Source organism: Streptomyces longispororuber (assembly GCF_014656095.1).
Taxonomy (GTDB): domain Bacteria; phylum Actinomycetota; class Actinomycetes; order Streptomycetales; family Streptomycetaceae; genus Streptomyces; species Streptomyces longispororuber.
In genome coordinates this window covers 16102-38534 of the sequence record NZ_BNBT01000074.1, presented here as the reverse complement: position 1 = coordinate 38534, position 22433 = coordinate 16102, and the positions used below count along the sequence as shown (strand labels likewise).

The 22433-nt window shown below is 69.9% G+C and carries 21 protein-coding genes; 7 read left to right on the top strand and 14 right to left on the bottom strand.

Annotated features, from left to right (window positions below; translation table 11 throughout):
- Nucleotides 1–1015 precede the first annotated feature (1015 nt).
- Both IE330_RS22290 and IE330_RS22285 read left to right on the top strand, forming a co-directional pair.
- Nucleotides 1016–1663: a helix-turn-helix domain-containing protein gene (locus tag IE330_RS22290; RefSeq protein ID WP_190137860.1), complete on the top strand. Its 648-nt coding sequence runs from the start codon at nucleotides 1016–1018 to the stop codon at nucleotides 1661–1663.
- Nucleotides 1660–2145 (top strand): hypothetical protein, encoded by a 486-nt coding sequence (locus tag IE330_RS22285; RefSeq protein ID WP_190137859.1) that lies wholly within the window; start codon nucleotides 1660–1662, stop codon nucleotides 2143–2145. Before IE330_RS22290 ends, IE330_RS22285 begins: the two co-directional genes overlap by 4 nt.
- 304 nt (nucleotides 2146–2449) lie before the next feature.
- Here the strand turns inward: IE330_RS22285 and IE330_RS22280 are convergent, their stop codons facing one another.
- The 4 genes from IE330_RS22280 to IE330_RS22265 form a co-directional block, all read right to left on the bottom strand.
- On the bottom strand, nucleotides 2450–2911 hold the full coding sequence (locus IE330_RS22280; RefSeq protein WP_229925831.1) for a hypothetical protein: 462 nt from the start codon (nucleotides 2909–2911) through the stop codon (nucleotides 2450–2452).
- Nucleotides 2912–2944: 33 nt separating this feature from the next.
- Nucleotides 2945–3322, bottom strand: a complete 378-nt coding sequence (locus IE330_RS22275; RefSeq protein ID WP_190137861.1) for a toxin Doc — start codon at nucleotides 3320–3322, stop codon at nucleotides 2945–2947.
- Entirely contained in the window at nucleotides 3319–3570 is a 252-nt protein-coding gene (locus tag IE330_RS22270) for a YlcI/YnfO family protein (protein WP_190137858.1), read from the bottom strand. Before IE330_RS22270 ends, IE330_RS22275 begins: the two co-directional genes overlap by 4 nt.
- An 84-nt stretch (nucleotides 3571–3654) precedes the next feature.
- Nucleotides 3655–3993 (bottom strand): hypothetical protein, encoded by a 339-nt coding sequence (locus IE330_RS22265; RefSeq protein ID WP_190137857.1) that lies wholly within the window; start codon nucleotides 3991–3993, stop codon nucleotides 3655–3657.
- 660 nt (nucleotides 3994–4653) lie between these two features.
- Here IE330_RS22265 and IE330_RS22260 point away from each other — a divergent pair.
- Nucleotides 4654–4947 carry a hypothetical protein gene (locus IE330_RS22260; protein ID WP_190137856.1) on the top strand — a complete coding sequence of 98 codons (294 nt, stop codon included), beginning with the start codon at nucleotides 4654–4656 and terminating at the stop codon, nucleotides 4945–4947.
- A 732-nt stretch (nucleotides 4948–5679) separates the two neighbouring features.
- Here the strand turns inward: IE330_RS22260 and IE330_RS39120 are convergent.
- A complete protein-coding gene (locus IE330_RS39120) occupies nucleotides 5680–5898 on the bottom strand; it encodes a hypothetical protein (RefSeq protein WP_229925830.1) in 219 nt (72 codons plus the stop codon).
- 147 nt (nucleotides 5899–6045) lie between these two features.
- Between IE330_RS39120 and IE330_RS22250 the strand changes: the two genes are divergently transcribed.
- Complete coding sequence (locus tag IE330_RS22250; RefSeq protein WP_190137855.1) at nucleotides 6046–7299, top strand: endonuclease domain-containing protein; 1254 nt, start codon at nucleotides 6046–6048, stop codon at nucleotides 7297–7299.
- A 122-nt stretch (nucleotides 7300–7421) separates the two neighbouring features.
- Here the strand turns inward: IE330_RS22250 and tpg are convergent, their stop codons facing one another.
- Together tpg and tap are read right to left on the bottom strand one after the other, a co-directional pair.
- On the bottom strand, nucleotides 7422–7979 hold the full coding sequence (tpg, locus tag IE330_RS22245; RefSeq protein ID WP_190137854.1) for a telomere-protecting terminal protein Tpg: 558 nt from the start codon (nucleotides 7977–7979) through the stop codon (nucleotides 7422–7424).
- Nucleotides 7980–7988: 9 nt separating this feature from the next.
- The gene (tap, locus tag IE330_RS22240) at nucleotides 7989–10247 is read right to left on the bottom strand and encodes a telomere-associated protein Tap (RefSeq protein ID WP_190137853.1); all 2259 of its coding nucleotides are present in this window, start codon (nucleotides 10245–10247) and stop codon (nucleotides 7989–7991) included.
- A 134-nt stretch (nucleotides 10248–10381) separates the two neighbouring features.
- Here tap and IE330_RS22235 point away from each other — a divergent pair, with 134 nt between their 5' ends.
- A complete protein-coding gene (locus IE330_RS22235) occupies nucleotides 10382–12196 on the top strand; it encodes a zeta toxin family protein (protein WP_190137852.1) in 1815 nt (604 codons plus the stop codon).
- Here IE330_RS22235 and IE330_RS22230 read toward each other — a convergent pair.
- On the bottom strand, nucleotides 12160–12429 hold the full coding sequence (locus IE330_RS22230) for a hypothetical protein (protein WP_190137851.1): 270 nt from the start codon (nucleotides 12427–12429) through the stop codon (nucleotides 12160–12162). The two genes, IE330_RS22235 and IE330_RS22230, sit on opposite strands and share 37 nt — an antisense overlap.
- Before the next feature lie 197 nt (nucleotides 12430–12626).
- On the opposite strand from IE330_RS22230, the gene IE330_RS22225 reads away from it, so the two are divergent.
- Both IE330_RS22225 and IE330_RS22220 read left to right on the top strand, forming a co-directional pair.
- Nucleotides 12627–15287 carry an ATP/GTP-binding protein gene (locus IE330_RS22225; RefSeq protein WP_190137850.1) on the top strand — a complete coding sequence of 887 codons (2661 nt, stop codon included), beginning with the start codon at nucleotides 12627–12629 and terminating at the stop codon, nucleotides 15285–15287.
- Between the two features lie 75 nt (nucleotides 15288–15362).
- Nucleotides 15363–15683 (top strand): hypothetical protein, encoded by a 321-nt coding sequence (locus IE330_RS22220; protein ID WP_190137849.1) that lies wholly within the window; start codon nucleotides 15363–15365, stop codon nucleotides 15681–15683.
- Nucleotides 15684–15869: 186 nt separating this feature from the next.
- Here IE330_RS22220 and IE330_RS22215 read toward each other — a convergent pair whose 3' ends face one another.
- From IE330_RS22215 to IE330_RS22190, 6 genes are all read right to left on the bottom strand, one after another.
- The gene (locus IE330_RS22215; protein WP_190137848.1) at nucleotides 15870–16328 is read right to left on the bottom strand and encodes a hypothetical protein; all 459 of its coding nucleotides are present in this window, start codon (nucleotides 16326–16328) and stop codon (nucleotides 15870–15872) included.
- A gap of 1414 nt (nucleotides 16329–17742) precedes the next feature.
- A complete protein-coding gene (locus IE330_RS22210; RefSeq protein WP_190137847.1) occupies nucleotides 17743–18048 on the bottom strand; it encodes a hypothetical protein in 306 nt (101 codons plus the stop codon).
- 117 nt (nucleotides 18049–18165) lie between these two features.
- A complete protein-coding gene (locus IE330_RS39710; protein WP_190137846.1) occupies nucleotides 18166–18546 on the bottom strand; it encodes a DUF742 domain-containing protein in 381 nt (126 codons plus the stop codon).
- A gap of 62 nt (nucleotides 18547–18608) precedes the next feature.
- On the bottom strand, nucleotides 18609–19559 hold the full coding sequence (locus IE330_RS39705; RefSeq protein ID WP_190137845.1) for a helix-turn-helix domain-containing protein: 951 nt from the start codon (nucleotides 19557–19559) through the stop codon (nucleotides 18609–18611).
- Nucleotides 19560–19883: 324 nt separating this feature from the next.
- On the bottom strand, nucleotides 19884–20177 hold the full coding sequence (locus tag IE330_RS22195) for a hypothetical protein (protein ID WP_190137844.1): 294 nt from the start codon (nucleotides 20175–20177) through the stop codon (nucleotides 19884–19886).
- 1197 nt (nucleotides 20178–21374) lie between these two features.
- Entirely contained in the window at nucleotides 21375–21731 is a 357-nt protein-coding gene (locus IE330_RS22190) for a hypothetical protein (protein WP_190137843.1), read from the bottom strand.
- Nucleotides 21732–22433 lie beyond the last annotated feature (702 nt).

Below are 22433 nucleotides of genomic sequence, written 5' to 3'. Positions count from 1 at the left end.
CCGCCTTGGCACCGAAGCTGCCCATACCACCGCAGCCCAACTAAGCCGATCTTGAGTAAGGGGGTTGGGGAGTGCTTCGCACTCCCGGGGCGGGTCCGCTGCGCTCCCCCGCCTGACGGTCCTTCCGGCTGCGCCTCCAGAACCGTGGGGCCCGCTGGCGCGGGCTGGGCTGGTTACGAGGGGTGGGGGTCGCTCGTTCGTGTCGGGTTCCAGTGTAGCGGGTGCATCAGATTGATGCAGCATGTACCTTTGGCGGAAACACGAGACCCCCCCCCCCAACCACCCAGACAGGCGCGACTTTTGATGCAAGGTCAGCGCCGAAATTCGGTTTCCCTACTCACGCGAGGAATAAGGAATTTGGGAAGCTGCGGACCCGAGCCACAGAACGGTCCCTCAGATATCGGAAAGCTTGAATTCCGGCATGCGGAGGTACCGGAGCCGAATGGCCCCCCGGGCCGGGCGGCGGAACCACCCACCGGGAGCGGCCGCGCTCTCTCCCTTTTGAGCGCCACGGCCGATACCACCCGAGACTCAGAGCCGCTGCTGCTGTTCACGTCCCGCAGCGGGCCGACGAACCCGCACGCGAAGCCGCGCGCGCCACGACGGGGTCTGGCCCCGAGGCTCTGGTGCTACTGATGGGCTGATCCCACAGCGTGGCGGTGCTTGATCAAGGCGAGGAGAACCGGTATCACGCGCGCGCACGCTCTAGAAGCAAGAGCCGTACGTTTTCGCAGGTCACAGAGCCGAGTTTGGAAAGATATGTCAGCCCTGGACTGACATATCTCGGTTGTGACGTCAGCCGGTCCTGACTGATCAACATCGTTTCGTGGCAGTAGTGCCACGAAACGATGCACGGTGTGTCAGCCGGGGGGCGGGCCCGATCCGGAAGCGGAGGTCAGTCCAGGGCTGACGTACGGGTGACTTTCGTGTCGGCGCTGCCGCGTTTTGGTGGCACTACTGCCACGGTTCTCCGCTATGGTTCTGGCACTACGACGATCAAGGAGGCAGCGACCCCATGAGCTCAGGGCCCCTGGACGGCAGCGCAGCGCCGAAGCTGCCCGGCGCCCCGTCCCGTCGTCGGCGGCGCCCGAAGCCGCCGCCCACCGCCTACAACCGGTCCTCCGGCTCGATCATCGAGCTGCCCGCCGGCCATGCCGCCCAGGTCTTCCCGGTCGGCTCCAGCACGGGGTTCATCGGCGAGGCATTCTCCATGGACAGCCTGGAGTTCATGCGTTGGGCGGCTGGCCGCTACGACAGCGACCGGTTCGTGCTCGTGGTGCTGTTCCACCTGATGGGCTCCCAGAAGCCCGGCGGGTTGATCGAGGCCAAGCACGAAGACGTCGCTGCAGACCTTGGGTACAGCCGGCCGCACATCAGCCGCGTCTTCAACGTCCTGGAGGCCGATGGCGCGCTGCGCAGGCTCCAGCGGGGCCTGTACCAGCTCAACCCGGCCGCATCGCTCAGGGGCGGTCTCAGGGAGCCGCGCAAGGGCGAGAAGAAGCGCTCCAAGGCGGGTATGGGCGACAGGGTGGAGCAGTTGGACCTGCTGCGCGAGATCATGGAGGACCCGGACGCGCCCGAAGCGTTCCGGGCGATGGCCGCTCCCGGCGCGAAACTGGAAGTGCGCAAGGAGTCGGATGGGGAAGGGAAGGCCACGTCATGACGTCCGCTGCCGAGGATTGGGTTCCGCGCCGCAACGTGCTGTGGGGCAGTCTCAACGGTCTCGCGTACGTGCCACGGCTGCCTCCCACCGCCTACACGCTGCTGCTGCACATGATGACCGAGCAGGAGCCGGGCGGCCTGGTCGTCGCCACGCACGACGAACTCGCGGCCGGTCTCGCGATGGAACGCGGCATGATCAGCCGAGCCATGCCGCACCTGGTCGCTGCCCGGCTCGTCACCGTGGTCCGTCGCGGCCGCTTCCAGCTCCACCCGATGATCGCCGCCTTCAACGACCCCCGCGAACAACAGCGCGCCGTCAAGGCGCTCCCCAGGGACATGCGCCTGGACGTCGGCGACTTCGAAGACGAGTATGAGCGCCGCTTCCAACTCCACCTGGAAGAGAAGGCCCGCAAGGCCGAAGCCAAGGCCAAGGGCAACGTCACGCCCATCAACAAGACGACCCGTCTCAAGCGCGTCCACTGACCCGGCCGCCCAGCCGGGCGGCCGGGCAACACGGCGCTGCACCCCCGGTGCAGCGCCTTCGTCGTACCCGCCCGCGATCAAGCCGCTCTGTACGCCGCTGTGAGCGCCTGTACGGCCGTCGACCACGCCCTAGAGGCCAGAGGGCGTTCCGGCGCGGCAGGCGGCCGTACAGCGCCGGAAGGATCATGTGGGCGTGCTGCCGTGCGAATGCTGCGCTGCATCCGGGAGCTCACATGCAGCAACAGGAGCAGCACGACCCGCTGCCCCTGTTGCACTATCCGGGTGAACCACGATGCGGGCCGCGTCAGGTGTCCATGCCGCTGGCGCGGGCGATGTCCTCCACCGTCTGCTCGTCCTGCCGACGCTGGTGCTGCTGGGCATCGAGTTTGTCCCGCATCGCGCGCAGCTTGTCCGAGTCGTTCGCGACGTCCGGGGGCACCAGCGACATCGCGGCCTTGGCGTGCTCGCCGTCACCGAGGCGGGCGACGACATGGTCGGCGCGGTCCTCGTGGCCGGGCTCCATCGCCCCGAGCAGCCCGAGGAGGATGAGCAGCTCCTGCTGCACTTCCTCGGTGAACAGTTCCTTCTCCTCCGGTTCCAGATCGAGCCGGAACCGGCCGCCGCCGGCCTTCACGTACTCGCGGATCACCTCCATCAGGAGCTCGAACTGGGCCTGGGGCATCCGGGCCCGGAGCGTCTCCACGTAGAGCGCGTACCGCGCCCGGATCATCGCGGCCGGATCCTCGGGTGTCCCTGCGTCGGCCATGGACTTCTCCCTCCAGCGGTTCGGGCCAGGCGGTCAGATTCGCCAGGAGCGGATGCGGTCGGCGGCGTCGTACGCGTCAGCGCGTTCGGCGGTGATGTCGCGGGCGAGGTCGATGAGCGCGCCGTATGGGGCGTCGATCCCCTCGCCCGCGGCGTTCATGTACGCCACGACGATGCCCGCGCCGAACAGCGCGTTGCGGGCCGGGAGCGGGCGCAGCCGGATGATCGAGTGCATCAGTGTGGCCGCGCGCCAGGAGTTGTCGACGACCGTGCCGACCTTCGGGGTGTTGACGCGGTGGCGGCCGACGGCGGCCACGAGGCAGCTGAAGTCGTGGATGACCGGCGCCTTGGGCAGGACCTCCGCCTGGCGCTCCAGCAGCCAGCGGATGTCGATGTAGAGCTCCACGGTCAGGCGGCCCGTCCGGGAGCGTCCAGCCTGTCGGGGGCGTCGTCGGGGAACGCCTGGTCGAAGGCGTCGGCGTGGTCCGCGATGAACGAGCGGAACGCCTCGGCCGCTCCCTTGAGGCGGGGGTCGCGTACGGCGTTGGTCGCGGCCTCGGTGATGAGCGCGGTCACCGTGGTGCCCTCGGCCTCAGCACGCTCCTGCAGCTGGGCGTGCAGTTCCTCGGGAACCCGGATCGTGACAGGTTTCGATGCCATGCTCCGAACGTACAGCAGGGCGTACAGCACGGGTACGGGTTCGCCGGAATCTCTCCGCGCACCGGGTCACATCCGTCTCGGTGCTCAGGCGGGCAGGCCGGGCAGGACCTGGCCGTCGGTGATCTGGGTGCGGGCCGTGCGGGCGTGGCCGTCGCAGACCACGTAGCGGTCGCCGTTGTCGGCCTGGACGGTGTGGGTCGCCGGCTCGGTGCAGTCCGCGTCCAGCCGGTCGTACGGCCAGACGTTGAAGCGCGTGACGTCCGTGCACCAGGAGTCGAAGCCCTCGGTGGCTCGCGCGCGTGACGTGAGGGTGTCGCCGTGGTCGGGGCACACGCCCCACGGCACAGTGCAGCGGCTCGGGTCGGCGGCGGTGCTCTGCAGGGCCTGCGCGTAGAGCGCGGCGGCGGCGCTGTCGATGTTCACCCCGGCGATTCTTCCGCACTCTCCGGGCCGCCCGAGGACGATTCCGGCGGCTCGTACGAGGGCGCGGCTCCGGGTACCGGAGCCCCGGGCCCGGCGTGCTGCCGGGCGGTGGGACCTGCCCGCCGACCGATGACACAGATCAGCTGAACAGTGACACAGGTGAGCGTGTCCACCTGGGGAAACAGGGGGTTGATGACACAGATCGGCCCACTGTTCAGACGGGCGAGGGATCGCAGCCGGATGCGGATCATAGTCTCCGGGAGGGGCGTCACGCTGATCGGCGAGGTGGCCCAAATCCGGGGCCGGGCCCGTGATTCCGGGCCGGACAGGCAGCGTGACACCCCGACGTGACAACCGGATCGGGGTGCGTGACACGGGTGAGCGTGACAGCCACCCTCGGTGATCACGGGCGAAATCGGAGAGTGCCGGAGCGGGCCGTGCGAATGCTGCGCTACAACTGGACGCGGGCGAGGAACACGGCGAGGTCACCGGCTGCTTCGGGGACGGCGGTGGCGAGTCGGCCCGCGAACGCCAGTTGGTCGACGCCAGTGCCGGGGACCAGGCGGGCGAGTTCGGCGAGCAGCGCCGCGTGCGCGAGGACCGGCGGGGTGAGAAGGCCGCGGCTTCCTCGCGGGCGGCCGGGGCGCGGTAGTGCCCGCGGTGAGCGGCGAGGGCGTGGGCGAGCCAGGCGTCGACGTCGGCCTGGACGTGCCCGCCGGCTCGCCGGGTGAGCGCGTCCCTGGCGGCTTCGTCTCCGGTACGGGGTTCGGTCTGCTCCAGGGTGCCGAGCTCGCGCAGCACCTGGAGCTCGTCGGCGCGGGCCGCGATGCGGGCGGCTTCGCGCAGCTCGGCCTCACGCGCGGCGGCGGCCGCGGCGTCGGCGGCGAGCTCGGCCTGGACGACGTCGTCGTTGTCCGGGTCGTAGACGGTGCCCGCTGGTGCGGCCGCGAGTAGCTGCGCGAGGCGCTCCCATTCCGCGAGCTCCGCCCGGCCGCGTACGTCGTCGGCGAGGTCCTCGTGGCGGGAGTCCTGCCGGGCGTCGAAGCGGGCGTCCTCGAGGGCTGCCGCGACGGCGCCGGAGTCCATCCCCTTCGCCCGGCGCCGTACGACGCGGCGGCCGATCTGGGCGGGGTCGACCGGCTCGCGGGGCGCGGCGACGCGCGGGGCGAGCGGACGGCGAGCGGTGCGCCGGGGCGGCCAGGGCGTGGTCATCTTCGGCCTCGTATTCGTGGGCGGATTCGCAAGCGGGCCGCCGTCAGAGCGCTGTGCGGCGGCCCGCCGAACATGTTTCTAGCAGGTCTGGAATTCGGCCGGGTCAGAAGCGGAAGGAAATTGACGACGCGGACGTGAAATTCGTGTAGAGGCCACCAGCCTGTGTGCCCCATTTCGTGAAATACGACTCCGTGATGGTCTCCGCGACGGTCGGATCCAGCTTCTCATCCGTCGCACCGGCCTCCTGAAGCTCCAGGATCTACTTCACGTAGGTGGGCGAGATGTCCGTGGTGATCTGGCGCTCCCTGCCGACGTCCGAGCTGCCCGTGCAGGTGAACCCGAAGTACGCCGTCACCTCCACCGTCATCCCTCTGGAGGTCGCCGCCTGTGCGCGGGTTCGCGCTCTGACCTGCGGTTGTCACGCGGATTCGGCCGCTTCCACCAGGGCGGCCTGGAGCTGCTTCTGCGGCTTCGTCAGCTTTCGGCGAGGTAGCGCTCCACCGTCCGGCGTGAGGTGCCCAGGCGCTCCGCCACGGCTGCTGTGGACCCGTCCTCACGCGCGCGAAGGAATTTCATACATGCCTTTGCCGATTTCGGGGCGGGCCGGGTGAGGAGCTTCCGCTCCGCCCGCGCGAGGGCCTGCAGGACCTTGCCGCGGCGCGGGGTTGGCTGCTGCTGCTCGTCGTCGCTCATGCGTCCAGTCGGCCAGGCGCCAGCCTGTGGAAAGAGGCCGACGCCTGGCAGGTCGTGCCGGGTGTCCCGACGCTCGTCCGTACGGTGGCAGGCGCAGGAAGACGCAGAGCAGGGGGAGTTGTCAGTGGCGGCTGCCACCATCCGGTCATGCCTCTCGTCACCCGGGAGCGAGCGCGCTCCCTCTTCGCGGACCTGACGCACGCCGCTGCGGTTCCGCTGGATCCCGACGTGCTTCTTCACATGCCCGGCCTGCGGCAGCACGGCCACGTCTTCTTCGGTGACATAGCGGTGCGCTGCTACAAGCACAAGGCGCGCTGGATGTATGACGAGCGGGACGTCCGTGCCGCGGGCCAGGTGCTGACGGACTTGCACGTGGACCTCGGCGACGTCGTCGATGTGCAGCTGCCCGCGTACCGTGATATCCCGGAGCGTGACCCGGAGGAGTGGCACCGGCCCGACTGGCGGCGCACGCTGGTGTCGTGGATGGTCAACCGGGCCCGCTTCAAGCTGTTCCAGGAAGACCGTCCGTACGAGGAGTGGGGCGACTGGAGGGCCATCGGTGACAACGGGCTGCCCGGGGGCCTGACGTGGGAGGAGTTCGTCGCCTACAGCGGCCAGGCCCGACACCTGCAGAGCATCGCCGGCACCCGGCCCCTCGAGCTACTGGTCTGGAACGGTGAGACCTGGCTCCTGCCGCGGGCCTACGCCGACTTCCTGGACCGCTGGGAGCAGCGTGAGGGTGAGCTGGTCGACCAGGTCCGGCTGTGCCGCTGCGGAGCCCGGGGACCGTACTGGGGCGGCTGGAGGAGGAACACTCGCACGGGGTACGTCACCCTGTGCCCGCCGTGTGCCGGGGAGTCCAGTCAGTTGTACACCGGTCATCTGCGGGGCGTGCTCTACGCGGCTCACCGTCGGCGCGGCTCCCGGGCAGACGACTACCTGTGCCGCCTGTGCAAGGAGAGCCCGGCTGCGGCGTGGGACCACTGCCACGAGCACGGCTACGTCCGCGGCCCGCTGTGCGGCAGCTGCAACACCCGTGAAGGAACAGGGCTCCCCTACCTCTTCCTCCGTCTCGAAGGCGCGGCGCTGCATCTCCTGGAATGCCGCGGCTGCCTCGAAGAACGGACCTTGCCGCGCCGGTTCCACACCGCCGTCGTCCGCGCGCACCTGGAGCAGACCGAGCGGCACGGGCGCTGCCCGCGCGAGCCCTACGCCCGCGAGGTGGAGCACGCCCACGGTGTGCACCGGTTCGAGCTGCAGTGCAGCGGATGGCACGCCAGCCGGTGGACGAAAGACGTGACAGCGTCCGAGATGGCTGCACTCATGCGGGCCTTCGTCGACGCGGTCCTCACCGCACGGGAAGGCCAGCCTCTGCCCGGCCCGGCCGCGGGCGCGGAGTGACCGGCACCCGGCGACGTCGTTGAACACGGCATCGCGTGCATCACCATCCCCCCCCCGCAGATACGCGAGCGAGCCCCGGACCGTGTCGGTCCGGGGCTCGCGGGCTGTTCGGGCTACGGCTGCTAGAGCTCGAACCCGAGGTGTTCGATGTCCGTGAAGCGGACCTCCTCGAGGGAGCCGGCGCGGTGGCCGCCGTCCTGGAAGTAGACCTCCTTGAGCGCTTCGGCTGCGATCTGCTGGAGCTGGGTGTCGGTGGCGCCGGCCTCCTGGGCGTCGAAGAGGCGGGCCGCGTACTGCGGGGGCAGGGCGACGGTCAGGTGCCGGATGCGGTCCTGATCCGTCGACCCGATCGGTGCGGTGTAGCCCATGCGGGCGCGGGTGTCGATGACGATGCCGCCTGTGCTGGCCGCCTTGGCCTTGGCCTTGGCCCGGATCTGCGGCTGCCAGCGCTTCTTCACCTCGCGCTCCAGGCGCGCGGCGAGCTCGGGCCGGGGCTTTTTGATCTGGTTCTTCACGTACCGCTCGACGGTGCGCTGGGAGATGCGCAGCATCTGGGCGACCGCCTTGGTGCCCTTGAGTTGCTTGACCAGGTACCGCATCTGCGCGGGCGCGCTCTTGGGCGCCGGGCGGGTGAACGCCTTCTGCACCGCGGCCTCCAGGCCGTCCCCGAACACGCTCATCGCCTGCTCCTACTCTCCGTTGTCGACGTCGGTGACGGTGCCGTCCTTGATGTACCGGGCGAGGTTGAGCTCCGGGGCGTTGAACCGCTCGCGGACCTCCTCGCCCCACAGGACGCTCTGGGTGCCCTCGTGCTTGACCAGGCCGGGGTTGATGCCGAGCTTGAAGCCGCCGGGCAGCGGCTTGCCCTCCCGGTAGGGCAGGAAGTCCAGCGGCGACGTGCCGTCGGCGGCGTAGACGACGCAGTCCGACAGGATCGCCACCGGATACTGCCCGGTGAACGCCGCGTGCTTGACGAGCTTCCTGTGGAGGTTGATGCGGGTGCGGGAGATGACCGCCGCGCGGATGTCCGGCCGCCACGTCGGGCGGGACAGGGCCCGCCACGGCTCGCCCGGACGCCAGCCCTCGCCGCGCGGGCGCTCGCGGAGCTTGCCCAGGCCGCCCTTGACCGTGGCCTTGATCGCTGAGACGACGATCGCCAGGTGCGGGTCGCGGTCCTTGTAGCCGTCCATCGCCGTGAGGAAGTCGGCCGGGGCGAGGTCGGCGTCGACGCCGAGGTCGGCCATCGTGGCGAGGTAGGCGTCACGGAGCCGGTTGTACCAGCCGTCCAGGTAGCGGCCGTTGTCGTAGCGGACCCACGCCTCGAGCGGGCGCACCTCGTAGCCGAGCTCCGCCGCGTACGCCACGGTGGGTGTCGCGTACCAGGCCGGCCCCTCGGGATGTTCACCCTTCGGCGTGAACGGCGAGGGCAGCAGCGAACCGTCCAGCTCCACCCACTTGTCCTTGCCCACCTTCACCTTCGACAGGTCGACGTGGGACAGGTCCACCAGCCACGAGCCGGGCAGCTTCGGGTCGAACACCGGGTTCGTGACGTGCGTCGCTTCCCCCAGGCCGACGCTCAGGCCGTTGGCACCGGCGGCGAAGGCCATGTTGACGTCGATGCCGACGAGGTGGCGCAGGGTGCACTCGGCATCGGTCATCGGCCGCGCCCAGTCGTACGCCTCCTCGAACAGCTTCTCGCCGGGGCCGCGGACGTGGAAGCGGGGCAGGTCCTTGAGGACCGGGTGGCCGTCGGGGACCTCGCACGGCGGCCAGTTCATCGGGTCGATGGCGTCCTTGCCCAGCGAGCCGGGGTTGTGCTCGGAGTGCCGCTTCCCCGTCGCGTCCGGCTCGGAGGCCCGGGTCGGCGGGTGCAGCGTGGTCATCAGCTCCAGGCCGGTCACGGCTGTGGAGCCGCGCGGCGTCATCACCCGGGACGCGTAGACGCCCAGGACGCGGGCGAGCTCGGCCGGCGGGAGCTGCCCGGCCTCGCCCCAGTGCCGGGCATCCAGTGCGTTCCAGGAGGGGATGCAGAGCTGGACGCAGGCCCGCTCCGAACCGGTGGCGGGGCGGTAGATACGCGCCCACGGGCCGAAGCCGCGCTTGGTCAGCTTCCACTCTGCGCGCGCGAGCTGCTTGATGACCTTGTGGCCCTCCGGCAGACGGCCAGCGAGGCGCTCCTCCTCAGTGAGCGTGGTGGGCAGACCGTAGCGCTCCAGCGCGGCCTCGGTGAGCACGAGCAGCGGGTCGGCGTCCTTGCCCGGCCCGGACAGCTTCGGCTGACCGAGCTTCGCCTCGCGCAGCGTCCAGTCGACCAGGGCCGGGAGGCTCTTGGCGGGCACGTCCAGGACCAGGCCGCCGGTGCAGTACGCCAGCACCTTCCCGTCCTCGATGTCGACGACCGCCAGCGGCCCGTTCTCGAACCGCGGGTCGGTACCGCCCGCCGGGGTACCGGCCGGGGCCGCCTTCTTCGCACCTGACCGGCGCGACGTCGACGACGTCCTGGTGGTGCGCGCCGGACGGGGCGCGGCTGCCGGAGCAGCGGCAACCGGAGCGGTGGCAGGGGCCTGAGTGTCCTCAGGTGCAGTCATGTCCGCAGCGTCGGGCGCCTGGCCTGTGGACAGAGTCTGCGCTTCCGCCGGGGCGGAAGTGGCGGTGAACGTGGCCGGCACTGCGGCGTCCTGAACCGGCGCGGCGGTGGCGTCGGCAGGGTAGAGCTCCGCGAGCTTGTCCAGCAGCCGCGCGTAGGCGTCACGCTCCGGAGGGCGGGGCTCGGTCTTGCCGGACTCCCAGCCGGACACCGTGGCCCGGCGCACCTTCAGCGCGGTGGCCACTTCGTCGATCGTCAGGCCGTGCGCGGCCCGCAGCCGCTTGCGCTCCGCTGGCGGCGGCAGCTTGGCGCGGGACGCGAGCAGCGCGTCGACCGCGTCGAACAACTCGGACTCGGACATGGAACACCTCCTGTCGGTACCTTACCCCACGAGGCGTACATATCCCGTACGTTCTGCGTACGTATACCGTACGAATGGCGTACGGGCCTGCTATGTTGGCCTTGGACTGCGAACGGTCGGCGCCTGGAGGGCAGATGGGGGAGAGCAGCGTCCTGGGTGCGTTGCCCGAGGCGGAGAGCCGCCGGGTGCTGGAGCAGGTGATCGTTCCGGCAGTCACGGGGGATGCTGTCGCGCAGCCTCATCCCGTCGTCGTTGTGGTGGCCGGCCAGCCCGGCGCGGGCAAGACTCAGATCGCCGACCTCGTGCAGGCAGCGCTGGCCCGGCGGGGCGGCGCGGTACGGATCTGCAGCGACCTCTACAAGCCGGTGCACCCCCGCTACGCCGAGCTCCTGGCCGCCGACGTCCGCGCTACTGGCGTGGGGGTGCGTGCGGACACGCGCCGCTGGCAGGGCGAGGTGGAGGACCTGGTGCGCGCGCACGGGGTCGATGCCGTGGTCGAGTCCGCTCTGGCCGACCCTGAGGAGTTCCGGACGTCGTCGCGCGCCTACCGGCGGGCAGGTCACCGGATCGAGATCGTGGCGGTGGCGACGGCGGAGGCCTGGAGCCAGCTCGGCATTCTGGACCGTTTCCTGTCCGATCCGCGGTACGTGTCGTGGGAGAACCACGACACCTGTGCCCGACAGATGCTCACGACGCTGGCGGTCATCGAAGCCGAGCAGCTGGCCGACCGCATCACCGTCGTGCGACGCGACGGCACCGTGCTGTACGACAACGAGCTCACGGACGGATGCTGGCGGCGTCGCCCGGCGGCCGAGAAGGCGGTGACGCACGAGCGGTTTCGGCCCTGGAGCGCGCGGGAGACGGCTGTCTTCCGCCGGGACCTCGCCCGTGCTGACCGGCGGCTGCACCGCGACGTGCAGTGCGAGGACCGGCGCCTGGCCGTCCAGCGGGATGCCGAGCGGGCCGCAGCCCTCGCCGAGCCCGTACGGCGCATCGCCCAGCCGCGACGGCGGGCACCGGGCGTGGACTACCACCGGCTCTCGGCCCAGGAGCACCGCTGGATCTTCGACGAGTTGATCGCGCCCTCCTACCTGAACGGCATCGTCCCCCGGGACGACCCGCGCGCCATCTACGTGCTCGGCCAGCCCGGCGCGGGCAAGCTGCTGGCGGCCCGGATGGTGCGCCGGGCGATGCGGGCTGGCACGACCCGGCTGGTCGGCGACGACTTCAAGGCCCAGCACCCCGACTACTTCCAGCTGCTGCGCGACGATCCCCGCGGTGCCGGGGCGGCGATCCGCGCCGACTACCGCGCCTGGTTCACCCAGGCTGAGCAGTACGTCCGTGAGCGGCGCGGCGATGTTCTCATCGAGGCGGCCCCCGGCAGCGTGGCGGAGTTCCTTGACAGCGCGGTGCCGTTCGCGGCCAGCGGCTACCCGGTCGAGCTCGTCGTGCTGGCCGTACGCGAAGCCGACAGCCGGCTTGCCACCGCGCTGCGCTACGCCCGCGCCCTGCAGCGCGGCGGCACCGGCCGCTTCACCAGCCGCGCGGGCCACACCACCTGTTTCCGCGCGCTCACCGACCTCGTCGCCCTCGCCGAGCGGCACCCGCAGATCGCGGCCATCACGGTGATCCGCCGCGACGGCCAGGCCCTGCTGCGCCACGAAGCCGACGGCGCAGGGCGGGCGTCATGGGCGCTCGCCGCGGAACGCTCCCGGCCCTACACCGAGCAGGAGGCCGCGGCCTTCCTCGGCCTCCACCAAGGCCTGCGCCGGGCGCTCCCCCGGCACAGGGAGGAGCTGGACGACATCGCCGCGCTCGCCCGGCCGTTGATGCCCGCGCGGGTGCAGCCGGCTCGCCTCGGCCGACCGCACCCGCCCTCCTGGCCGCTGCCCGTACCGGGCACGGCCGCGCGCTACGACTTCTTGAGCTCCTTCAGCCGTGCGGCGTAGACGGCGGCGATCTGCCCGGCCTCTTCCGGGTCGGCGGTCGCCAGCTGTGCCTGGTCGGCCAGCACGGCCTGTCGGCCCTCCTTCAGCTGCGCGATCCGTTTCTCGTCGGGCACCGGCGCGCGGCGCTCGGTGATGAGCTGGGCGTTGTACCAGTTCACCACCTCCTGGATGGCCTCCTCGGCTGCCTGTTCCTCTCCGCCGTCCAGGCCGGAGAAGTCGGGGCTGTCGGACATGGTCACCACCTCCGTGTTGATCTTGTAGGGAAACGGTCATTGTCTCCCTGGCCGAATTCCGGTGGCACAGTGCCGCGACGCGCCGTGTCCGCGTACGCAATGCCTTCGCGCCCTGCCTGCGTCCGGGGGATCCTTCCCCAAGGGGCCGCGCGGCGGCATAGGTTGGCCCGAGGTGATCATCGATGCGGGGGTGGGGCGTGGCAGGCCGGGATCTGCGGGCGCTGTTCAGCACGAACGACCGCGGCGTGCAGTGCGTCGAGGCGTTCACCAACCGCCAGATGCAATGGGAGCTGGTCGCGGCCGCGCTCGGCGAGCACCTGCGGCACACGGCTGGCCCCGGCTTCGACGTGGAGGACCTCGAGGCCCCGCGCGACAACATCATGGTGTTCCACGGGGTCGGCGGCATCGGCAAGACGACGCTGTCCCGCAAGCTGGAGGCCGCACTGGCCAGCGCCGACCGGCCCGTGCAGTGGGGCGAACCCGCCTGGGCCGACAAGCGGATCCTGCCCGTACGCATCGACCTGGCCCGCTCAGCCGGAACCGACTTCGAGCAGCTCGTGCTGACGATCCGGGCCGCTCTCAGCATGCTCGGCCGCCCGCTGCCGGCCTTCGACGTGGCGCTGCGCCGGTACTGGGAGCACCAGCACCCCGGCGAGAGCCTGGAGGAGTACCTGCGCCGCGGCGGCCTGGCCGGACGGTTCGGCCAGACGCTGCCCCAGCAGATGCAGTCCGCCATGGCCGACGTCGCCCAGGCCCTCCTGCTGCCCGGCACCCTCGGGGCCGCCGCCGCACAGGTGACCGGCTCGCTGGCCCGCGCCCTGCGCGAGCGCAGACAGACCGTACGGGCACTGGCCGGCTGCGCCCGGCTGGCCGACCTGCTGGAAGCCGAACCCGACCTGGACGCGCTCAGCTTCTACCCGCACCTGCTCGCCTGGGAGCTCGCCCAGCTCCCGGCCGGCAAGCGCGTCACGCCGGTGATCTTGCTGGACACCTTCGAGGACGTCGGCGACCGCACCCACCGCGACCTGGAGCGCCTCATCCAGCGGGTGGTGTGGCTGATGCCCAACGCCTACTTCATCGTCACCGGCCGCTCCCGCCTGCAGTGGGCCGACCCCGCCCTGCAGGGACAGCTCGACTACACCGGACCCACCGCCTGGCCCGGCCTGGCCGGCGCCGTCATCCCCGCAGCGCGCACGCCCGCAACGCCGCCAGGAGGCCGCGGGCGGCAGGTGCTGATCGGCGACTTCTCGCCGGAGGACTGCGACGACTACCTCGCGCGCCGCCTCTCCCGCGACGGCCAGCCCCTCATCCCCGCCCGCATCCGGCAGACCATCACCGACCGCTCCCACGGCCTGCCCCTCTACCTCGACCTGTCGGTACTCCGGTTCCTGGAGATCCGCCGCACCCGCGAGCCGGTCCCGGCCGACTTCGACCACGACTTCGGCGCCCTGATCGCCCGCACCCTCTCCGATCTCACCCCCGACGAACGCCACGTCCTGCGCTCCATCAGCCTCCTGGACGCCTTCGACCTCACCCTCGCCACCGCGGCCGCTGGCCTGGGGCACGAAGCTCCGGCGATGCGGCTGATCGAGCGGCCGTTCGTCCGCGAGAACCCCTTCGGGGTGTGGCCCTACCACCTGCACGGCCTGGTCCGCTCCACCATCCGCAGCGCCGACGACGCCACCGACGACCGCTGGTCGGCGCGGGACTGGGAGCGGGCCGCCGAGCGGGCTCTGGCCGCCCTCGGCACTCAATGGAGTGCGCACAGCGGACGGGACCGGATGCTGCTGGTCGGCTGCCTGCGCCAGGGTCTCCCGCTCGCCCGCGACTTCCGGCTCGACCTCGGCTGGCTCGCCGACGCCGCCTGGGCGTACGTCAGCGACTCAGTGTGGGAGCCGATCGCCCCACCCGCCCGGACCGGAGGCACCAGCACGCTGGAGACGGCGGCCGACGCCCTGGTCGAGCTCCTCGCCGCGCTCGCGCGCCGCCAGCATGAGCACCGCTCCGTCACCGCCTCCCGACTCACCACCGTCACCGGCAGCGGACTGCTGCCCGCCGACCTGCACGAGATGGCCGTGTACTACCTCGCCAAGGCCCACCGCGACCTCGGCAACTCCACCGCCTCCCGCCAGGGCATGCAGGCCGTCGCCGACGGCGGCGGCCGCCTCGCCCCCGCCGCTCGCCGCGGCCTGGTCCACCTCGCCCGCCTCGCCGGCGACTTCCCCACCGCCTACGCCACCGCCCAAACGCTGGGCTGGGCGGGCCGCCAGCACCGCGTCGAAGGCGACATCCTGTGGCCCCACGGCGACATGGACCGCGCGGCCGCCGCCTACGCCGCCGCCCGCGACCAGGCCGAGCAGCACGGCGTCGCCGGAGAACGCGCCACCAGCCAGGCCCAGCGCGCCCTCGTGCTTGCCTTCACCGACCCCGACACCGCCGACGACGAGCTCCACCTCACCGACCAGCTCCTGGCCGGCCTCGACCTGCGCGCCACCAACTTCACCGCGAGAATCGCAGCCCTGGTCCGCGACGCGGGCACCCTGCCCGGCCTCGAAACCGCCCGAGCGCTGCGCGCCGAGATCCGGGACACCGGCATCACCGCGGCCGAAGCCGTCCTCGAGCTCACCCTGGCCTTCCACCACGCCGTCAAGGGCGAACAGGACAAGGTGCGCACCGTCATCCACCGGCTGCGCGAACTGGCCCGCGGCGGCGACTACGCCTACTACACCGACATCGCCCACTTCATGGGCGGCCTGCCCCTCACCGCGCCGTCGGCTGCCCGGTGGATCGACGGCGCTGACACCGTCCGCGACCGCTGGCGCACCCTCGTGATCGCCCGCCGCCGAGCGCTGCACTAACCCGTGCCAGCGCCCGTCGTTCCTCGTCGGCGGTACCGGCACGGGGGCCTGTCAGGGTCTGAGAGGATGGGGTGCATGACTCCTGAGACGACCGACGCACGCCTGCGCGACCTGGAGGCAGACGCCTTCCGCACAGGCCGCACGCTGGCCGAGCACAGCGAGAAGCTCGCCGACATCGAATCTCAGCAGCGCACAGCTTTCAGCAACATCGACTCCCTCGGCGACGCCATCGGCGCACCGGGCGACCGCTCCCTCACGCAGCGCCTCCAATCGCTCGAAGACGACGTCCGCGAGGTCAAGAGCGACGTCCGCGAGATCCACAACGAGCTCGGCGACGTCAAACGACTGCTGACCGCCCTCGCCCAAGCCCAGGGCATCCACCCCGACAACGCATAACCTCACGCCAGAGGGCATGGTCGCTGCCCGGCCCAGGAGGGCCACGCTGCCCGGCGGGCAGCGGCAGCCGCCGCCATCCTGATCTGGACACGACGCCGCCCAAAGAGACAGAACCTAGCGGCGCAGCATCGGACCGGACTGTCAGCCAGCCAGTGCGGGTCACTGTTTTGCGGGGGACTCGCCGCGCTACGACTCCGCGAGATCCTGCACGGTGCGCTTGCGAAGTCCCTCTGCAGTCATCAAGGTCAGTAATCCAGCCGCAGCATAGCGCAGGCGTGACCAATAAAGCGCACGAACGGGCGTGGCCCCGGTTGAGATAATCCATACCTCCTTTACATCGTAAGCGGCTTCATAGTCTGCGTCGCTCGTTATCGGCGCGAAGAGGTCAGCTACTGTTCTCTTTTCGAGAGCTTCAAGCATGGATAGCAGAGACAGGTCCGGTGAAACTTCCGTCGGTTCGCCCGGCGTAAGAGCATACGCTACGGCCAAGAATAATGCTGAAAGACGCCTTTTGAACCCGCCTTCCTCGATCTTCCAGGCTGTGCAACGTTCGCTCAGCCATGAACGCAATTCGTCATTGCCTTCAACATGCGCGATAACGGTCTTGCCGATCTCTCGGCAAGACCGAACGCGGGAATGTGTCATGAAGTGACGTCTCCCGACATGGGTGAAATGACTAGTAGCATTTCACTGCCAACACGCCACTGGTAGCCGACCCAGTATCCGTGCCTCCCCCATCGACGATAGCGCCGTATGTCAAAGTCCGGTAGGAGTACTTCTTGGGGGCAGGTCTGCAACTGGCGCCAGCCTTCTCGGAACGTGAGGGCGGTGGGCACGCTCTGCTGCGGTCACTCGTAGCGTGTGTGACCCATGTGCCAGGCCCTGGCCCGTTCTGCTCGTAGAACTGCAGCTCGACTTCGAAGGCGCACGCTGCGGGCGGTCGGGGGGTGCACTTTCTGATGCCGCCGGTCGCGGTCAGTTTCGAGCCGCTGTAGTTCGGCTTGTTGGCGAAGAGGGTGCACTTGACTTCAGCCTCGACACCTCCTCCCACCTTCACCTCTACGGTAGGCGATGGACGGTAAGTCTCCGCTTCGGCAGGAAGGACGAAGTAAGCAACCGAAGCGAGAGTTCCGAAGAACACTGCTAAGGACCGCGAAAGTGTCCTTCTCCACGATCTTCCATGAGCCGGCACCGGCATCAGCCTCCTCTGTTTTTCTGCAGCCTCGAACCTTCCTTGACTTCCGCCTTGAAGCAACGTCGGCAGCGTGAGGACGGGGCCGCCATCCTGATTTTCGATGCTGCCTATCTCACACCAGGGCCACCGAAGCATGCAATACCAGATCGCAAGAGCAAATAAGCTGGCTGAAAATCTGCTGCCCGACGAAGAAGCGGAATTCGGGATCTTCATATCCGCATGACCTCATCCGGTTCCTCTGATAGCCACCGTCATAGTGCTCGGCAGCGCAGCGGATGAGGCGTACCTCGCCCGCCGCCCGGGCGCAGCAACTTCACCGGACGCCGCCCTCTGCCCACGTGCCCGATCAAGCGGATGCGGAAGAGGATCCAGCCGAGTAGGGGCACGCGTCATCGGCACTACGCCCCACTCGGAGGGGGTTGTCGGCGCCTGCTGCCACCATCTGTCCATGGCCAGGCGTCAGGGCGGCGGCGGACTGGCCGTAGATCATGATGAGGCAGGGGGACGTCGGTGGGGTCCGAGGAACCTGAATCGATCGTGCGGGACATGGGGACGGCTACGTGGTCAGCTGAGGACGGGACGTCCTACGAGGTGGCCCTGGACGGGATCAACTACGTCGTGGGCATCTTCTCCGCACTGATCACAGAAGCAGAGTCGGCCGGTGATCCAGCCCGTGCGCAGGAGCTGAGGGAGCAGCAGGCCTCCTGGTCTGCACGGCGCCGGAGTCTGTCTCCTGCCGACCGGGCAGGCGTGGAAGCCGTCTTCTCAGAGTGTGCCCGGCTCCTGCGGCAGTCCCGCAGGCGTTAGGCGCACCCCTCGTGGCCTCCTTTCTGCCGGGGGCCGGCATGTGCGCGTAGGCCGCGGTCACCTGGTGCGTGCGATGTGGTCGAGCTGCGCGTCGAGCTCGGCGAGGCAGGGATGGTCCAGGAGCTGGGCCATGCGGCGTTGTCGCATCTCGTCGGTGTACGCCTCGGTCACCTCACGGGAGGTGACTCCGAGGCAGTGGGCCAGGGCGGCCGTCTGATCTCGGCTCAGGCCTTCGTCGACTGCGATGGCCGCGAGGACGCTGACCGTGAGGTGGGTGTCGTCGGCGTCGGTGTCGTACCCGGCCAGGCGAGCCCGGTGGAGCAGCCAGTCGGCGAATGCGGTGTTGTTGACGTTGTTGTCCATGGGTGTTTCCTTCGCTGAGGTACCGCGGGCAGCGGTGGGAGCACGCGCGCCAGCCAGGCCGTCCTCGAGGCGTTGTCGCGCGGCGGCCGGGGACCGCGGTCTGGTCGCGGCGGTGCTTCAGGCCTGGGTGGGCTGCAGGAGTGAGGCGGTGTTCTGCGGGAGCAGCGCGAGGGCGGAATCGCCACGCAACGCGTGGAGGACCCTGGCCAGGAGCGCGGTGTCGGGTCTTGTGTCGGTGCTGGTGTGACTGTGGGGCTGGTGGATGGTGACGAGGCCGGCCTCGGCGAGGTCGGCGACCAGGATGCGGACCACGCCGAGGGGTATGGCCAGCACAGCGGAGGCCTCGGCGACGGATCGCACCTCGCGGCACAGGGCGCAGATCCGCTGCTGTTCGGGGAGCTGTCGGGCGACCTGCGCGGCATCGGCGGTGGTCAGCACCAGGGCTTCGATGGCGAGTTGGTAGCGCGGCCGGGGCGGGCTGGTGGTCATCGGGCGCATGCGTCCTCCCCCGGGGACGGGGCGTCGGCGGGCGTGGGCGGGTTGGGGTGGCGGGGTGTGGGTCAGCCGAAGGCGTCGGCGTACATGGAGGTGGTGTGCTGGGGCGGCGCGGGCAGGGTGCGGGCGGCGTGCCACAGCGGGCGGATGTCGGCGGGCCGGCCCTGCAGTGCCACGACCAGGCGGGCGGCGGTGGGCCAGTCCGGGACGCTTCGGCCCTCGAGGACCTGGGTGATGTCGCTGGGCGACAGGTGGCGGCGGCTGAGGCGGGCGAGGCAGTCCGGGCCGGGCAGGGCGGCTGCGAGGTGGAGGCTGCGCAGGAAGCGGTGGAACTCCTCGGCGGCCTGTTCGGCGGTGGTGACGCGGACGTCGACGGGCTGGCCGTGGGCGACGCGCCACAGCGGGTACAGGGTGCTTGGTGGTTCGCCGCAGGCCTCGGCCAGGGCCATGGTGACCGGCCAGGACGGCCGGCGCTCTCCGGCCAGGACGCGCGAGACGTAGGACGGGGAGATGCCGGCGTGGCCCTCCAGGACGCGCAGCGGCCGGTCGCCCTGGGTCTGCAGGAACGACAGGGCCGCCGCCAGGTGCTGGTGGGGAGAGCGCGGCGTGGCGCCCGCGGCCGTGCCGGGCGGATCGGAATCGGGGTCCGCGACGTCGGCGGGCGGGGGCCCGAGCGGGCCGCCGGGGCGCTGGCGCGGCAAGGACGCGGGGCCTGAGAGCGGGTTTGACGCCGAGCTGGTCGTGCGCGAGGCGCGCTGTTCCAGGCGCCGGTTGAGCTTGTCGGAGGACCACTTCTTGCGCAGCCGCTCGGCGCTGATGCTGAGGTGGGAGGCGAGCTCCTCCCAGGATTCGCCTTGCGCGCGGCCGCGGCGGATGACGGCTGCCTCGAAGTCCTCCAGTTGGCGCGCGAGGCTGGCGCTGTGGGCCAGCAGGGCCGCGGAGCCCTGCTGCTCGACGGCGGCGTTCGTCATCGCGTTGCTCTCCACCTGGAAGGCCTCGGCTATCTCGGTGATCACCTTGTTGTGCTGAGCAGCCTGACTGCTGTCCTCGGCGGGGGCTTTGCGGCGGGCGGCGGAGCGGCAGGGGTTGCCGCAGTACTCCTTGGGGCGGGCCGGGCCTGGGGGTGAACGGGCGCTGGCAGTTCGCGCAGATCCGGCGCCGGGGTAGTGCCATCACGGGGTGCCCCTTTCAGGGGATGCTGCCGGGCCATTTCGCGCGCTTGGGCGGTCGTTGATGGCCCAGACCACAGCTAATTCATCGCTGACGCGGGTCGTCGTGACGGCCCGGGGCCCGCTTGGGGCCCCGGCCGCGGGTGTGCGGCCCCGCAGGGCCGCACAAGGTCACATGCGGCGAACTCGCCGGTAGACGACGTACGTTGACTGCCCTGCGGCTGCCGCCACGGTCACCAGCGTGAGCGCGAGAGGGCTCGCCGTGCCGCTGATGGCAATGAGCGGCAGCACCAGGAGCGCGATGAAGAAGGCACCGCGTGCCGTGACCGAGAAGTCATCGGCCGTTTCAAATGCCGTGGAAAACGGCATGATAGCTTCGCAGCCCGAAGCCAGAGACACTCCGTGGCCCTGACTTCGGAACTGATACTGGTCTGGTGACATGAGGGAACTCCCCTTGTTCGTCATCGACTGGATGGTGAAGATCGACAGGCCCTGGCATGGTTTTGACCGGCCCGCCAGGGCGCTGTCTTCCCGGCTGTATACCGGTGACCCGGACCCTACTTCGCGGACCGATCGTCGCGCTATCGCCACGTAGCGTTATGGGCATATGCGACCACGCACCCACCCCAAACCCGGGTACGCCCCCACGATCGCTCCCAGGCGCACATTTCTCGCCATTAGGCTCAATAATGACGCCGCACCCGCTCTAGAGTGAGCGGGAATGACCAGTTCCGTTCAAACTGAGACAGTCGAGCCCTGGCCCACGCTTTCAGTGCTCACGGAAATTCCGGACATACCGGAATTGCGTCAACCGGATCACGCGCCAACAGGAATGACCGTTCTGTCAACGCCAGTCCGAACCGCTGCAAGATCCTCGCGCTACCTGCTTGGCACGTTGCATATTTGCACCGACTTGGGAGGGTGGGCCGCCCGTAGCGGGCCTCTGCGAGCCGCCTCATCGAGCCCGTCATCCGTCAGGAGCCTGTCGGCCGACAACCCGTCCCCCTGATGCCCTGGACTGCTCCGCCCTGCGGGGCGCAGGCGGCCACAGCGATGACCGCTGGATGCCTGCCGACTGGCACCAGGCCGCCGAGCGCGCCTTCACCGAGCTCAGCCACCGCCCCATCGCGGGCGACCGCCGGACGCTCATCGCCCGCCTGCGCCAGGGCCTGACCCTGGCCCGCGACTTCGGCCTGGCCGGGCTGGCTGCCCGAGGCCGCCTGGCGCTACGTCGGCGACTCCATCTGGGAACCCCTCGCCCCGCCCACACCGCCCACCGACCCGGACCGTGGCCTGGTGACGGCCGCCGACGCTCTGGTCGAACCGCTCAGCGCACTCGCCCGCCGGCAGTACGAACACCGCGAGCGCACCGCCACCCGCCTCGCCGCCGTCACCGCAGCTGACCTGCTGCCCGCGAAGCTACGGGACATGGCGGTGTGCTACTCGGCAAAGCTGACCGGGACCTCGGTCGCACCACCGCCGCCCGCCGCGCTCTGGCCCACCTCGCCCGCCTGGCCGGCGACTTCCCCACCGCCCTCCAGACCGCGCAGGCACAGGCGCCGAGATGCACGCGCCGTCGGGGCGCAGGAGGAGATATCTGCCGAGCAGGCACGAAAAAGGGCTGGACCCCCGCCACGGGAGTCTCAGCCCTGATCAGATTGCTCAGCTGGCGTTCGGAGACTTGCCGACCAGCGCCGACAGCAGCTCGACGATCTGTGCCTGATGCCGGTCCATCTTCTCCTCGAGGGCATCGAAGCGGGCGTTGACCTTGGTGAAACCTTCGCGCACCTCACGGCGCAGCGCGGCCTGGCCCTCGATGACAGCAGCGAAGTTGCCGCCCGTCTGCACCTGCAGCGACTCCACCCGGTCCTCCACCGCTTCGACGCGGCGGGTCAGCGAGTCGATCTCGTTCTGCTCGATGCGGTCATCGGCCACGCGGGACTCCCCCAGATCATGTGCGGCGGTCATCAGGCCTTCCACGATATCGTGCCCGTCCAGGGTCGTACCCGGTGCGGGCATCCCGGGCCCCTGGTCACAAGGACTGGGTACGGCGGCGGTGCACTTTCAGCTCCGTGGCTGATGGCTTCGCCAGGCCGCAGACCGGCTCCACGGTGAAGTCTGCGTTGCCCGGCCTGCCTGAGCCTTCAAGCATGTGTGCGATATCGGGGGCGACGGTACCTTTCCCGACCGATGGCTGACCTGGCCACCGCTCGTCGCGGGCATTGCCGTCCGCCTCGCCGAGTGCGCGGCGGGGCGCCTACCGGACCGTCATGGGCTCCCTTGTAGACGACAGCATCTCCTCTGGGTTTTGAGAGCACACTGTAGCGTCAGAGTTCGACACAACGGAACCGCAACAGGTTATAGAGTGCAAAACAACTGCTGTGCCATCAAGAGCGAGAAGTCTGCAACCCGGAGCTTAAAATCAGTCTGACGATCCACCTTGATAGGCAAGGGGAGGGTATGCCGTACAGCGGGATCGGCGATCAAGAGCTTCACCGTATTGGCCGGATAGTTCGAAGCTGGGCACATAAATGGAATGAGAGTCGCCCCAAGAATGTGCGCGTCGCGCTGACTACGCGAAATTGGGCGATGAAGAAAATTCACGGAGATGATGTATGCGCTCCCGGTGGGCCAATTTATCTAGTGACGTTGGAGGGCACGTTCTTCCTTCGGTCAACGGAGGGGGAGGTAGTGCAATCTGGAACGTGGGCCGCTCTCTTT